At 70.6% G+C, this 12,961-nt stretch carries 12 protein-coding genes; 9 read left to right on the forward strand and 3 right to left on the reverse strand.

Annotated elements, in window-relative coordinates:
* Nucleotides 1–90: 90 nt before the first annotated feature.
* On the forward strand, nt 91–1,728 hold the full coding sequence (locus QF034_RS29430) for an RNA polymerase sigma factor (RefSeq protein ID WP_307177732.1): 1,638 nt from the start codon (nt 91–93) through the stop codon (nt 1,726–1,728).
* On the opposite strand, the gene QF034_RS29435 is transcribed toward QF034_RS29430, so the two are convergent.
* Both QF034_RS29435 and QF034_RS29440 read right to left on the reverse strand, forming a co-directional pair.
* Nucleotides 1,673–2,440, reverse strand: a complete 768-nt coding sequence (locus tag QF034_RS29435) for a glycerophosphodiester phosphodiesterase (protein WP_307177733.1) — start codon at nt 2,438–2,440, stop codon at nt 1,673–1,675. The two genes, QF034_RS29430 and QF034_RS29435, sit on opposite strands and share 56 nt — an antisense overlap.
* A complete protein-coding gene (locus QF034_RS29440; protein WP_370880863.1) occupies nt 2,425–3,486 on the reverse strand; it encodes an adenosine deaminase in 1,062 nt (353 codons plus the stop codon). Before QF034_RS29440 ends, QF034_RS29435 begins: the two co-directional genes overlap by 16 nt.
* Before the next feature lie 237 nt (nt 3,487–3,723).
* Here QF034_RS29440 and QF034_RS29445 point away from each other — a divergent pair, with 237 nt between their 5' ends.
* Nucleotides 3,724–4,353: a DUF4190 domain-containing protein gene (locus tag QF034_RS29445; RefSeq protein WP_307177735.1), complete on the forward strand. Its 630-nt coding sequence runs from the start codon at nt 3,724–3,726 to the stop codon at nt 4,351–4,353.
* A 69-nt stretch (nt 4,354–4,422) separates the two neighbouring features.
* On the forward strand, nt 4,423–4,887 hold the full coding sequence (locus QF034_RS29450) for a DUF4190 domain-containing protein (RefSeq protein ID WP_307177736.1): 465 nt from the start codon (nt 4,423–4,425) through the stop codon (nt 4,885–4,887).
* 45 nt (nt 4,888–4,932) lie between these two features.
* On the opposite strand, the gene ybiA is transcribed toward QF034_RS29450, so the two are convergent.
* Complete coding sequence (gene ybiA, locus QF034_RS29455; protein ID WP_307177737.1) at nt 4,933–5,502, reverse strand: riboflavin biosynthesis intermediates N-glycosidase; 570 nt, start codon at nt 5,500–5,502, stop codon at nt 4,933–4,935.
* Nucleotides 5,503–5,702: 200 nt separating this feature from the next.
* On the opposite strand from ybiA, the gene QF034_RS29460 reads away from it, so the two are divergent.
* Genes QF034_RS29460 through QF034_RS29485 form a run of 6 tightly spaced genes read left to right on the forward strand, consistent with a single transcriptional unit; the run spans nt 5,703 to nt 12,870 of the window.
* Nucleotides 5,703–7,238 (forward strand): gamma-aminobutyraldehyde dehydrogenase, encoded by a 1,536-nt coding sequence (locus QF034_RS29460; protein ID WP_307177738.1) that lies wholly within the window; start codon nt 5,703–5,705, stop codon nt 7,236–7,238.
* A gap of 56 nt (nt 7,239–7,294) precedes the next feature.
* A complete protein-coding gene (locus QF034_RS29465) occupies nt 7,295–8,542 on the forward strand; it encodes a polyamine ABC transporter substrate-binding protein (protein ID WP_307177739.1) in 1,248 nt (415 codons plus the stop codon).
* A gap of 6 nt (nt 8,543–8,548) precedes the next feature.
* On the forward strand, nt 8,549–9,694 hold the full coding sequence (locus QF034_RS29470; protein WP_307177740.1) for an ABC transporter ATP-binding protein: 1,146 nt from the start codon (nt 8,549–8,551) through the stop codon (nt 9,692–9,694).
* Nucleotides 9,694–10,623 carry an ABC transporter permease gene (locus QF034_RS29475; RefSeq protein ID WP_307177741.1) on the forward strand — a complete coding sequence of 310 codons (930 nt, stop codon included), beginning with the start codon at nt 9,694–9,696 and terminating at the stop codon, nt 10,621–10,623. Before QF034_RS29470 ends, QF034_RS29475 begins: the two co-directional genes overlap by 1 nt.
* Nucleotides 10,624–11,424 carry an ABC transporter permease gene (locus QF034_RS29480; protein ID WP_307177742.1) on the forward strand — a complete coding sequence of 267 codons (801 nt, stop codon included), beginning with the start codon at nt 10,624–10,626 and terminating at the stop codon, nt 11,422–11,424.
* Between the two features lie 18 nt (nt 11,425–11,442).
* Nucleotides 11,443–12,870: an NAD(P)/FAD-dependent oxidoreductase gene (locus QF034_RS29485; RefSeq protein ID WP_307177743.1), complete on the forward strand. Its 1,428-nt coding sequence runs from the start codon at nt 11,443–11,445 to the stop codon at nt 12,868–12,870.
* The last annotated feature ends 91 nt before the right edge of the window (nt 12,871–12,961 follow it).

Consider the following 12,961-nt stretch of genomic DNA (forward strand, 5'->3'; position numbering starts at 1 on the left):
CGCATGTGATCCCCCACATAGCCAAGACCCCCGTCCTGCCTGAGAGGGTGCGTGCGGAAAAGTACTGATCTCAGCCGGCGAGAGGCCACCGTGGACAGTCAGCACTGGCGCGCCGTCATCACGGCGGCGCAGTCCGGCGACCGGCAGGCGCTGGACGAGCTGGTCGCGGGCTGGCTGCCGCTGGTCTACAACATCGTGGGCCGGGCCCTGAACGGCCACGCCGACGTCGACGACGTCGTCCAGGAGACCATGCTGCGCGCGGTCGACAACCTCGGTGCGCTGCGCGACCCGGACAGCTTCCGGTCCTGGCTGGTGGCGATCGCCATGCGCCAGATACGCGACCGCGCCCGGCGCCGCACCCCGGAGCGGCTGGAGGAGGCGGCGGCCTCCGACTTCGCCGAACTGACCGTGCTGCGGCTGCAGCTGGAGGGGCAGCGGCGCGAGGTCGCCGAGGCCGTGCGCTGGCTCGACGACGAGGACCGGCAACTGCTGTCACTGTGGTGGCTGGAGGTCGCGGGCGAACTGACCCGGCGTGAACTGGCCGCGGCCGTCGGCATCACCCGGCAGCACGCCGCTGTGCGCGTGCAGCGGATGAAGGAGCGCCTGGAGACCTCGCGCGGCATCGTCCGCGCCCTGGACGGCGCCTGCCCGGACCTGCGCGAGCTGACCGGCCGCTGGGACGGCCGGCCCGACTCGGTGTGGCGCAAGCGGCTGGCCCGGCACATCCGCGGCTGCGGCTACTGCGGCGACCCGCGCGAGACGGTCGTACCGGCCGAACGCCTCCTCGTCGGTATCGCGCTCGTCCCGCTGCCCGTCGGGTTCACCCTGTCGCTCGCCTTCGGCGGCAAGACGGCCGTGGCCGCCGGCTCCGCCGGGTGGTCCGCCAAACTGCTGGGCGCGCTCACCAAGCCGGCCGTCGCGATGACGGCCGGCGCGACGATCGTGGCGGGCGGCGCGTACGTCGTCACCCAGCCGCCGGACGTCCCGCCACCCCGGGCCGCGGTCACCCCCACGGCGACGGCCACGTCCGAACCGCCGCCCTCCGCCACGCCCAGCCCGACCCCCACGCCCTCACCGTCGGCGAAGAGGGAGGCCGACCTGTACGGCACGGTTGTCGACGCCGTCGACCGCGCTCCCGACCCGGACGCCCGTCCCGCCGCCCTGCCCCGCCGCCCCGAGTCCGGCGTCACCAGCACCGGCGGCCCGAAGGCCGTCATGCAGCACCGCGGCGACAGCGTGACGCTGAGCGGCCGGGGCTACGTCCTGGTCCGCTGGCAGATCTCGCCGCACGCCCGGCCCGGCGGGGTGGTCATGCCGACCTGGACCGGCCTGAAGGGCAAGCTCTTCCACGTGGCCTCCGGCGGCTCGCGCCGTATGGACGACCCGCTGCCCGGCGCCCCGAACGGCTACGTCACCGGCATGGGCGGCCCGGACATCGGATACGCGGTGCTGCCGCCCGGCACCCAGCAGATGTGGCAGAACGAGTACTTCTACCTCGACGGCACCGTCACCCTCACGCAGAACGAACGCGGCTGCGACTACGGCATCGCCGTCTTCCCCTCCGACTGGGCGGCCGTGGACAAGGACGTCAACACGGGCCCCGCGCAGGGCGCCATCCGCTACGGCCTCGTCCGCGACACCGGCACGGACAGCGCGCCGGTGCCGCAGTACGTCACACGTGCGACCCCGGCCGACCCGGCGACGGTCCCGCAGCGCTCGCGCGTGTAGCGCACAGCACGTCGACGCGGTTGGTCGTGATCGAGTCCACCCCCGCGTGCAGCAGCCGTCGCATGGAGCGGCGCGTGTCGGGGGTCCAGGCGGACAGCAGGTAGCCGTCGCGGTGGACCCGCTCGGCGAGGGGCCGGTCCACCAGGCCGAAACGGTAGTTGAGCCAGCGCGGGCGGATCGCCTCCAGCAGGACGGGCCGGGGCGGCGCCAGTGTCGTCCAGGTGAGGGCGATCTCGGCGGCCGGGTCCGCCGCGCGCACGGCGAGCATGGCGTCGGCGCCCGCGCAGTAGTAGACGCGGTCCGCCGCCCCGGCCTCCCGTACGGCGTCCGTCACCCGCCGCACCGCCCGCACGTCGGGCGAGCCGGGCAGGTCGATCATCACCCGGTGGCCGTCGGTCGCGGCCAGCGCGTCCGTCAGGGCCGGGACCCCACCGCCGGTCAGCCCGCGCACCTCCTCCCAGGACAGCGCGAGCACCGGCCGCTCGTGCTCCCAGAGCCGCTTCAGCGTGTCGTCGTGCAGCAGCACCGGCACGCCGTCCCGGGTGAGCCGCACGTCGATCTCCACCGCGTCCGCGCCCCGGTCGAGCGCGGAACGCAACGAGGCGACGGTGTTCTCGCGGTGGCGGTAGGGGTCGCCCCGGTGGGCCACGGCGGTCACGCGCCGCCCGGGGTGCTCGGGGTGCTTGAGGGAGGACGTCACCGGTCGAGCCATCCCGTGGTGTACGTGTCGATCTCCTCCTTGATCCTGGTCTTGCCCGCCGCGTCCAGGAAGGACGCCTCCACGGCGTTCTTCGCCAGGTCGGCCACGCCCCGCTCGTCGAGGTCGAGCAGCCGGGCGGCGACCGCGTACTCGTTGTCGAGGTCGGTGCCGAACATCGGCGGGTCGTCGGAGTTGATCGTGACGAGGACCCCGGCCTCGGCGAACTCCTTGATCGGGTGCTCGTCGAGGGTGCGGACCGCGCGCGTGGCGATGTTGGAGGTCGGGCACACCTCCAGCGGGATCCGGTGCTCGGCGAGATGCGCGAGCAGCTTCGGGTCCTGCGCGGAGCTGGTGCCGTGCCCGATGCGCTCGGCCCGCAGATGCGTCAGGGCGTCCCACACCGTCTGGGGGCCGGTGGTCTCACCGGCGTGCGGTACGGAGTGCAGCCCGGCGGCGATGGCCCGGTCGAAGTAGGGCTTGAACTGCGGACGCGGCACGCCGACTTCGGGCCCGCCCAGACCGAAGGAGACCAGGCCCTCCGGGCGCAGCCGGTCGTCGGTGGCGAGCCGGGTCGTCTCCTCGGCGGCTTCGAGCCCCGCCTCGCCGGGGATGTCGAAGCACCAGCGCAGCACGGTCCCGAAATCGGCCTCCGCGGCCTTGCGGGCGTCCTCGATCGCGTCCATGAAGGCGCGCTCGTCGATGCCGCGGCGGGTGGAGGAGAACGGGGTGATGGTCAGCTCGGCGTACCGCACCTGCTGCCGTGCCAGGTCACGCGCCACCTCGAAGGTCAGCAGCCGGACGTCCTCCGGCGTGCGGATCAGGTCGACGACCGACAGGTACACCTCGATGAAGTGGGCGAAGTCGGTGAAGGAGAAGTAGTCGACCAGGGCGGCGGGATCGGTCGGGACCTTCGAGTCGGGGTGGCGGGCGGCCAGCTCGGACACGATCCGGGGGGAGGCGGACCCGACGTGGTGCACATGCAGTTCGGCCTTGGGCAGTCCGGCGACGAACGCCTTCAGATCGCGCGGGGCGCGGGGGTCGACGAGATGCTCGGTCAAGGGTTCCTCCCCGGAACGGCGCCCCGGCCGGCGCGTGGCGGGCGGGCGCTGGTGATCGGCTGATCGATGACTCGGGTTCATCGTAGGCCGTGGTTCAGCGCCCTTTTCAGGGGCGCGGGGCTGTATCGATGTGCGGCTCCGCCGCGTGGGCGCGAACAACCCCCAGGCACCCGCACTGTGGCATGCACCGAACGGCCCCGTAGCATGGCGGCACGATCGACCCAGGGGGGATGCACCATGACGGACGCGACGCAACCAGACGGAGGCGGCGGCCACGACCCGTGGGCGCCCCCGGAGAACAAGACCTCGCTCGACAAGAACCAGACGCCGCCGTCGCCGTCCGTGCACGACCAGGCCACCGTCACTTCGATGCCGAGCGTGGGTTTCACGCCGCCCACCGGCACGCCGCCCACCGGCACGCCCCCGTTCGACACCTCCGGCACCGGCGCCGTCCCACCCCCTCCCGTCGCCCCCGGCGGGTACGGCTATCCCGGCTACCCCCAGGGAGGCTACGGCTGGCCGGCCATGCCCATGGCCCCCCAGAACGGCATGGGCATCGCCGCGATGGTGCTGGGCATCATCTCCTGCACGCTCTTCTGTCTGTACGGCGTGGTCTCCCTGGTCACCGGCATCCTCGCCGTCGTCTTCGGCATCAAGGGCCGCAAGCGCGCCGAGGCCGGCGTGGCCACCAACCACGGTCAGGCACAGGCGGGTCTGATCATGGGCATCATCGGGATCATCCTCGGCATCACCGTGATCGTCCTGATCGCCGTCGGCATCACGGCCGCGATCAACAGCGACGACTACGACGACGATCCGTACTACGGCGCCCAGGGTCCCGTGGCCACCGCCGCGTTCCACCGCTGAAACAGCCGTACTACGCGGCGGATTTGGCCATTACGATTCCCTGGTCTGACAACGGAGGGGAGATCGTCCATGTCCAACACCAACCCCGCGCCCGGTGGGTTCGGTCCGCCGTCCCAGCCCCCGCAGCAGCCGCCCCCCGGCTACGGCTATCCGCAGCAGGGCGGCCCCGGCTACGGCTACCCCCAGGGCAGCCCCGGTTACCCGGCCGCGCCCCCCGCGGGCTACCCCCAGGCGCCCGGCTACGCGATGCCCGCGCAGCCGAGCAACGGCATGGGAACCACGGGTCTGGTGCTGGGCATCATCGGCGTCGTGTGCAGCCTGACCTTCCTGCTGTGGTTCTTCGGCGTGATCCTGGGCATCCTCGCGATCATCTTCGGCGCCATCGGCCGGGGCAAGGCCACCCGCGGCGAGGCCACCAACAAGGGTGCGGCGACCGCCGGACTGGTCTGCGGCATCATCGCCACCGTGATCCTTCCGCTGCTGGGCTTCCTGCTCTTCGCCAGCATCATGGGCGGGCTCGGCGCGGCTGCCTGAAGCTGATGCTTCACGAGGGGGCCGGTCCGTGGGCCGGCCCCCCACTCATGCCGCGCGCAGCCGCTCCCGCGCCTCCATCAGCGCGAAGCCCAGCAGGTTCGGCCCCCGCCACCGCTCCGGATCCGCCGCCGCCTCGTCGTCCGCGGCCAGCCCGATGCCCCACACGCGGTCCACCGGACTCGCCTCGACCAGCACCAGATCATCTGTGCCCAGCAGAAACTCCCGCAGCTCGGGATGCGCGCCGAACTTGTGGACGCTGCCCTCCACGACGATCCGGAACCGCTCCCGCTCCCATATCGCCTCGTCGAACCCGCGCACGAGCCGCCCGGCCTTCTTCGCCTCGGCGGGATGCGCGGCGGACAGGACGGCCCGCTCCGCCGCCGCGTCCTCGAAGAGCCGGGCCTTGCCCGCCATCATCCAGTGCTCGGCCGTCGCGTACTCCGCGCCGTCCACCGTGAACGGCGCCGGCCACCACTGGCTCAGACAGCTCGCACCGATCCGGCCGTCCGGCCGCGGCCGGTGCCCCCAGAAACGCAGATACTCGATCCTGGCCCCCGCGCGGACCGCCCTGATCAAGGCGTCCCGGGAACGGACCGCCCCCGTGGTCTTCTCCATGCACGCGAGTCTGGCACGCACCACTGACACACCGTCCTGCATCTGCAGGGCGAACTCGACACCTGGCCGACAGATTCCGTCGCGTAACCAAAAATCAACAACGGAATCCCTTGTTGGCGTGCCATACCTCTGTCAGGATCGGCACTCAAATCGAGCCTGAGCCACGCCGGCCCCACCACGGGGACACGGAGGAGAGCGACATGCACAACCCGGGCAACGCCACCGCGGACCGATTCCCGGCCGAGGAGCGCTTCGCGCAGGGCGCGCAGTACATCGCCGGGCGCCTGACCCGCGGTACCTCCGGCCGCACGCACGCGGTCGTCGACCCGGCGTCGGGCGAGGAGGTGCTCCGTTACGACCTGGCGGGCACGGCCGACGTCGACCGGGCCGTCGCAGCCGCCCGCGAGGCCTTCCCGGGCTGGGCCGCGGCCACGCCCGGCGAGCGTTCCGACGCCCTGCACCGGTTCGCCGCGGTCCTGGCCGACCGCGCCGAGGACTTCGCCCGCGCCGAGTCGCTCCAGTGCGGCAAGCCGCTGAAGCTGAGCAGGGAGTTCGACGTCCCCGGGACGATCGACAACACCGCCTTCTTCGCCGGTGCCGCACGGCTGCTCCAGGGTCAGTCAGCCGGTGAGTACTCCGGGGACCACACCTCGTACGTCCGGCGCGAGCCCATCGGTGCCGTCGGCTCCGTCGCGCCCTGGAACTACCCCCTCCAGATGGCCGCCTGGAAGGTCCTGCCGGCGATCGCGGCGGGCAACACCATCGTCCTCAAGCCCGCCGAGCTCACCCCGCTGACCTCGCTGCTGTTCGCCCAGGCGGCCACGGACGCCGGGATCCCGGACGGCGTGATCAACATCGTCACCGGCACCGGCCGGGAGGCCGGTGAGCACCTCGTCGGCCACCCCGACGTGGCCATGACCTCCTTCACCGGCTCCACCGCCGTCGGCAAGCGCGTCGCCGAGATCGCCACCGCCACCGTCAAGCGCCTCCACCTGGAGCTCGGCGGCAAGGCGCCCTTCGTGGTCTTCGACGACGCCGACCTGGAGGCCGCCGCCCACGGCGCGGTCGCCGGCGCGCTCATCAACACCGGGCAGGACTGCACGGCCGCCACGCGCGCGTACGTGCAACGGCCGCTGTACGACGCCTTCGTGGAGCGGACGGCGGCGCTCATGGAGACCGTCCGGCTCGGCGACCCCTTCGCCGCCGGCACCGACCTCGGCCCGCTCATCTCGCACGTCCAGCGCGACCGGGTCGCCGGTTTCGTCGACCGGGCGCGTTCCTACGCGCGCGTGGTGACCGGCGGAGCGGCACCAGGGGGCGAGCTGGCCAAGGGCGCCTACTACCGGCCCACCCTCATCGCCGACGCCGCCCAGGACAGCGAGGTCGTCCAGTCCGAGATCTTCGGGCCGGTCCTGGTCGTGCTGCCGTTCGACACCGACGACGAGGGCATCGCGCTCGCCAACGACACCCCGTACGGGCTGGCCGCCTCTGCGTGGAGCCGGGACGTGTACCGGGCGAACCGGGCCACGCGCGAGATCGAGGCGGGCTGTGTGTGGGTCAACGACCACATCCCGATCATCAGCGAGATGCCGCACGGCGGCTACAAGGCCTCCGGCTGCGGCAAGGACATGTCCGCGTACTCGTTCGAGGAGTACACCCAGATCAAACACGTCATGTTCGACAACACCGCGGTGGCCGCGAAGGACTGGCACCGCACTGTCTTCGGGGACCGATAGTCGTTTGCAGGCCGCCTGACCAACGGCCGTCCACCCTCCGAAAGGGCACCACGCGCATGGAGCAGTACGAGCCCGACCGCCTGTCCCCGGCCCAAGTGGCCGCCATGCGGCGCAGTTTCACCAACGGCAGGGCCGCCCTCACCCGGCGGTCGCTGCTGCGCGCCTCCGCGGGCGGGGCGCTGGCGGCCGGCGGCATCGGGACGCTGAGCGCCTGCGGCATCCCGGCGGCGGGTCGGTCGCAGGGCGGCGTCTCCGCAGAGGACCACTCGGCCAAGGAGAAGACCGTGAGCTTCTCCAACTGGACCGAGTACATGGACGTCGACGACAGCGGCAAGCACCACCCGACGCTGGAGGAGTTCACCCAACGCACCGGCGTCAAGGTCAAGTACACCGAGGACATCAACGACAACAACGAGTTCTTCGGCAAGATCAAGCCGCAGCTCGCGGCGGGCCAGGACACCGGCCGGGACCTGATCGTCCTCACCGACTGGCTGGCCGGACGCCTCATCCGCCTGGGCTGGGTGCAGAAACTCGACCCGGCCAACCTGCCGCACGCCTACGCCAACCTGTCGGCCCAGTTCCGCAGCCCCGACTGGGACCCGGGCCGCGCCTACTCGTACGTCTGGCAGGGCATCTCGACCGTCATCGCGTACAACAAGAAGGCCCTCGACGGCGTCGAGGTGACGTCGCTGTCCGATCTGCTGGACAACCCCAAGCTCAAGGGCCGGGTCGGGTTCCTGTCGGAGATGCGCGACAGCGTCGGGATGACGCTGCTCGACATGGGAAAGGACCCGGCGCACTTCACCGCCGACGACTACGACGCGGCGATCGCCCGGCTCCAGAAGGCCGTCGACAAGGGCCAGATCCGACGCTTCACCGGCAACGACTACACCTCGGACCTGACCAGCGGCGACTTCGCGGCCTGTGTCGCCTGGGCCGGTGACGTGGTCCAGCTCAAGGCGGACAGCCCCGACATCGACTTCCTCATCCCGGACAGCGGCTACATGACGTCGACCGACAACCTGCTGATCCCCAACAAAGCCCGTCACAAGACGAACGCCGAGCGGCTCATCGACTACTACTACGAGCCGAAACCGGCCGCCGAACTCGCCGCGTACATCAACTACGTGTGCCCCGTCGACGGCGTCAAGGCCGAACTGGCGAAGATCGACGAGGACGCGGCCAACAACCCGCTGATCATCCCCGACAAGGCCATGGCCGCCAAGTCGCACGCCTTCCGCTCGCTGAGCTCGAAGGAAGAGACCGAGTTCGAAGAGAAGTTCGCGAAGCTGACGGGGGCGTGACCCAAGATGACGAACCAGACAGACCCCACCGGTGACGTCCGCCTCACGGGCATAGCCAAGACCTACGGCGCCTTCACCGCCGTCCATCCGCTCGACCTGACCGTGCCGCAGGGCTCCTTCTTCGCCCTGCTCGGCGCCTCCGGCTGCGGCAAGACCACCACCCTGCGCATGATCGCCGGTCTGGAGGAACCTTCCTCCGGGACCGTGTCGCTGGGCGGCCAGGACGTCACCGCGCTCCCGCCGTACAAGCGGCCCGTGAACACGGTCTTCCAGTCCTACGCCCTCTTCCCGCACCTCGACATCTTCGAGAACGTCGCCTTCGGCCTGCGCCGGCGCGGCCTGAGATCGGTGAAGAAGCAGGTCGAGGAGATGCTCGACCTCGTCCAGCTCGGCGAGCAGGCCCGAAAGAAGCCGCACCAGCTCTCCGGCGGCCAGCAGCAGCGCGTCGCCGTGGCCCGCGCGCTGATCAACCACCCCAAGGTGCTCCTCCTCGACGAGCCGCTCGGCGCCCTCGACCTCAAGCTGCGCCGTCAGATGCAGCTCGAGCTCAAGCGCATCCAGACCGAGGTCGGTATCACCTTCATCCACGTCACGCACGACCAGGAGGAGGCCATGACCATGGCCGACACGGTCGCCGTGATGAACGCGGGCCGCGTCGAGCAGCTCGGCTCGCCGGCCGACCTCTACGAGAACCCGCGCACCACGTTCGTCGCGAACTTCCTCGGCACCTCGAACTTCATCGAGGCCGAGGTCGACTCGAAGACCGGCGGGGAGATCGTGCTGAAGGCGGGCGGCGGCAAGCTCGTCCTGCCCGAGGCGCGGTGTTCCGCCCCCGCGGCCACCGGCGGCAAGGTCCTGGTCGGCGTCCGCCCGGAGAAGATCTCCCTCACCCACGCGGACGACGCCGGCGAGATACCCGAGGGCCGCAACCGCATCACCGGGAAGATCGCCGACTCCAGCTTCATCGGCGTCTCGACGCAGTACGTCGTCGACAGCCCGGTCTGCTCCGACTTCGAGGTCTACGCCCAGAACATCGACCGCGACCCGCGGCTCGTGCCCGGCGCCGAGGTCGTCCTGCACTGGAACCCGGCCCACACCTTCGGCCTGGACGCCGCCCAGGACGCCGATGCCGGAGTGGAAGAGGCGGCCTGATGTCGACACTCACCGAGGCGCCACCCCCGCTCGCGCCGGAAGCGCCCGAGCCGAAACCCCCGAAGCGCAGGGGCCGCTGGACGCCGTACTGGCTGCTGCTCCCCGGCATCCTCTGGCTGGTGGTCTTCTTCGCGCTGCCGATGATCTACCAGGCCTCCACGTCCGTGCAGACGGGCTCCCTGGAGGAGGGCTACAAGGTCACCTGGCACTTCGCCACGTACTGGGACGCGCTGTCCGCGTACTGGCCGCAGTTCGTCCGCTCGGTGCTCTACGCGGGCACCGCGACGATCCTGTGCCTCCTGCTCGGCTATCCGCTCGCATATCTGATCGCCTTCCGGGCGGGCCGCTGGCGGAACCTGATCATGATCCTGGTGATCGCGCCGTTCTTCACCAGCTTCCTGATCCGCACCCTGGCCTGGAAGACGATCCTCGCGGACGGCGGCCCGCTCGTCGGCGCGCTCGACACGCTGCACGTCCTGGACGTCACCGACTGGCTCGGCTGGACCGCCGGCGACCGCGTCCTGGCCACACCGCTCGCGGTGGTGTGCGGACTGACGTACAACTTCCTGCCGTTCATGATCCTGCCGCTCTACACCTCGCTGGAGCGCATCGACGGTCGGCTCCACGAGGCCGCCGGTGATCTGTACGCGCGGCCCTGGACGACCTTCCGCAAGGTCACCTTCCCGCTGTCGATGCCGGGTGTCGTCTCCGGCACGCTGCTGACCTTCATCCCGGCGGCCGGCGACTACGTCAACGCCGACCTCCTCGGCTCCACGGACACCCGCATGGTCGGCAACGTCATCCAGACGCAGTTCCTCAGAGTGCTCGACTATCCGACCGCCGCGGCACTCTCCTTCATTCTCATGGCGGCCATTCTCCTCATGGTCACCCTCTACATCCGCCGGTCCGGGACGGAGGATCTGGTCTAAATGCCCTTCGTCAATTGGCTGAAAAGAAATCTCGTCGTCATCGCGGGACTGCTCACGCTCGGCTATCTGCTCCTGCCGAACGTCATCGTCACGGTGTTCTCCTTCAACAAACCGAAGGGGCGCTTCAACTACCAATGGCAGCAGTTCTCCCTGGACGCCTGGAAAGACCCGTGCGGCGTCTCCGATCTGTGCGGCTCACTGTCGGTCAGCCTCCAGCTCGCGTTCTGGGCGACCCTCGGCGCCACCCTCCTCGGCACGCTCATCGCCTTCGCACTGGTCCGCTACCGGTTCCGCGCCCGCGGCGCCGTGAACTCGCTGATCTTCCTGCCGATGGCGATGCCCGAGGTGGTCATGGCCGCCTCCCTGCTCACCCTGTTCCTCAACATGGGCGCCCAGCTCGGCTTCTGGACGATCCTCATCGCGCACATCATGTTCTGCCTGAGTTTCGTGGTCACGGCCGTCAAAGCGCGCGTGATGTCGATGGACCCGAAACTGGAGGAGGCGGCACGGGACCTGTACGCGGGCCCGTTCCAGACCTTCGTCCGGGTCACCCTGCCGATCGCGGCGCCGGGCATCGCGGCGGGCGCCCTGCTCGCCTTCGCCCTCTCCTTCGACGACTTCATCATCACCAATTTCAACGCCGGCTCGACCGTCACCTTCCCCATGTTCGTCTGGGGCTCGGCGCAGCGCGGAACACCCGTTCAGATCAATGTCATCGGCACGACCATGTTCGTCGTCGCCGTCCTGCTCGTCCTGGCCTCCATGGCCGTCGGTAATCGCCGCAACAGACAAAAGGCATGACCGTAGGGAGTTGACATCATGGCCCCGAGCGCCATGAACCAGCGGAACACGTGGATTCGTTCGCTTTCCGAAGCCCAGCCCCTCCCGTACTGGCTGGACGACCCCGGCCGGCCCCGCCCCGAACCCGCCCTCACCACCTCCGAGACCTGCGATCTGCTGGTCGTCGGCGGCGGCTACAGCGGACTGTGGACGGCGCTGATCGCCAAGGAACGCCAGCCGCAGCGGGACGTGGTGCTGGTGGAGGGCCGCGAGGCGGGCTGGGCCGCCTCCGGCCGCAACGGCGGATTCTGCGCCGCCTCCCTCACCCACGGCCTGCCCAACGGCCTCGCCCGCTGGCCCGGCGAGATCCACAAGCTCCAGGAACTGGGCGCCCGCAACCTCGACGCGATCGAGGCGGCGGTCGCCCGGTACTCCCTCGACTGCGACTTCGAACGCACAGGCGAGATCGACGTCGCCACAGAGCCCTACCAGGCGGCGGAACTGCGCGACTGGCACGAGCAGACGGCCCGCCGGGGCCTCGCCGAGGGCATCGAGTTCCTGGACACCGAGGCGGTCCGGGAACAGGTGAACTCACCCACCTTCCAGGCCGGCCTGTGGGACCGCAGGGGCGTGGCCATGCTGCACCCCGCGAAGCTCGCCTGGGGCCTGAAGCGGGCCTGCGTCGAGCTGGGCGTCCGCGTCTACGAGCACACCCCCGCCCTCACCCTGAAGCCGTACGGCGCCGGCATGGCCGTACGCACCCCCTACGGCCGGGTCCGCGCCCGCCAGGTCGCCCTCGGCACGAACATCTTCCCGAACCTGGTCCGACGGGTCCGCTCGTACACCGTCCCGGTCTACGACTACGCCCTGATGACCGAGCCGCTCACCCCCGCCCAGCTGGCCTCGATCGGCTGGAAGAACCGCCAGGGCCTCGGGGACAGCGCCAACCAGTTCCACTACTTCCGCCTGTCCGCCGACAACCGGATCCTCTGGGGCGGCTACGACGCGGTCTACCCCTACGGGGGCCGCGTCCGCGCCGAGTACGACGACCGCCCCGAGACCTACGCCAAGCTCGCCGGGCACTTCTTCACCTGCTTCCCGCAACTGGAGGGCGTCCGCTTCACCCACGCCTGGGGCGGCGCGATCGACACCTGCTCCCGCTTCTCGGCGTTCTTCGGCACCGCGCACCAGCGGAAGGTCGCGTACGCGGCGGGCTACACGGGCCTGGGCGTCGGTGCGACGCGTTTCGGCGCCGAAGTGATGCTGGACCTGCTGGCGGGGGAGCGCACGGAGCGCACCGAGCTGGAGATGGTCCGCAAGAAGCCGCTGCCGTTCCCGCCGGAACCCTTCGCCTGGACGGGCATCGCCCTCACCAAGTGGTCCCTGGCCCGCGCGGACGCCCAGGGCGGCCGCCGCAACCTGTGGCTGCGCACGATGGACCGGCTGGGGCTGGGTTTCGACAGCTGAACCAGCCGGGTGTGAGACGGTTCACTCCAACGAGGGGCCACAACCCGCGTAATGACCGCGAGGAGACCTCCCTCTCCCTCGTGACGCCCTC

Origin of the sequence: Streptomyces africanus, from assembly GCF_030816955.1 — a bacterium.
Lineage (GTDB): Bacteria > Actinomycetota > Actinomycetes > Streptomycetales > Streptomycetaceae > Streptomyces > Streptomyces africanus.

What these genes read in the sequence shown, in the direction of transcription:
- ybiA (WP_307177737.1), bottom strand. Translation starts at nt 5,502, where the DNA reads ATGGAGAAGACCACGGGGGCGGTCCGTTCCCGGGACGCCTTGATCAGG.
- QF034_RS29465 (WP_307177739.1), top strand. Translation starts at nt 7,295, where the DNA reads ATGGAGCAGTACGAGCCCGACCGCCTGTCCCCGGCCCAAGTGGCCGCC.
- QF034_RS29485 (WP_307177743.1), top strand. Translation starts at nt 11,443, where the DNA reads ATGGCCCCGAGCGCCATGAACCAGCGGAACACGTGGATTCGTTCGCTT.
- QF034_RS29475 (WP_307177741.1), top strand. Translation starts at nt 9,694, where the DNA reads ATGTCGACACTCACCGAGGCGCCACCCCCGCTCGCGCCGGAAGCGCCC.
- QF034_RS29435 (WP_307177733.1), bottom strand. Translation starts at nt 2,440, where the DNA reads ATGGCTCGACCGGTGACGTCCTCCCTCAAGCACCCCGAGCACCCCGGG.
- QF034_RS29450 (WP_307177736.1), top strand. Translation starts at nt 4,423, where the DNA reads ATGTCCAACACCAACCCCGCGCCCGGTGGGTTCGGTCCGCCGTCCCAG.
- QF034_RS29460 (WP_307177738.1), top strand. Translation starts at nt 5,703, where the DNA reads ATGCACAACCCGGGCAACGCCACCGCGGACCGATTCCCGGCCGAGGAG.
- QF034_RS29445 (WP_307177735.1), top strand. Translation starts at nt 3,724, where the DNA reads ATGACGGACGCGACGCAACCAGACGGAGGCGGCGGCCACGACCCGTGG.
- QF034_RS29470 (WP_307177740.1), top strand. Translation starts at nt 8,549, where the DNA reads ATGACGAACCAGACAGACCCCACCGGTGACGTCCGCCTCACGGGCATA.
- QF034_RS29480 (WP_307177742.1), top strand. Translation starts at nt 10,624, where the DNA reads ATGCCCTTCGTCAATTGGCTGAAAAGAAATCTCGTCGTCATCGCGGGA.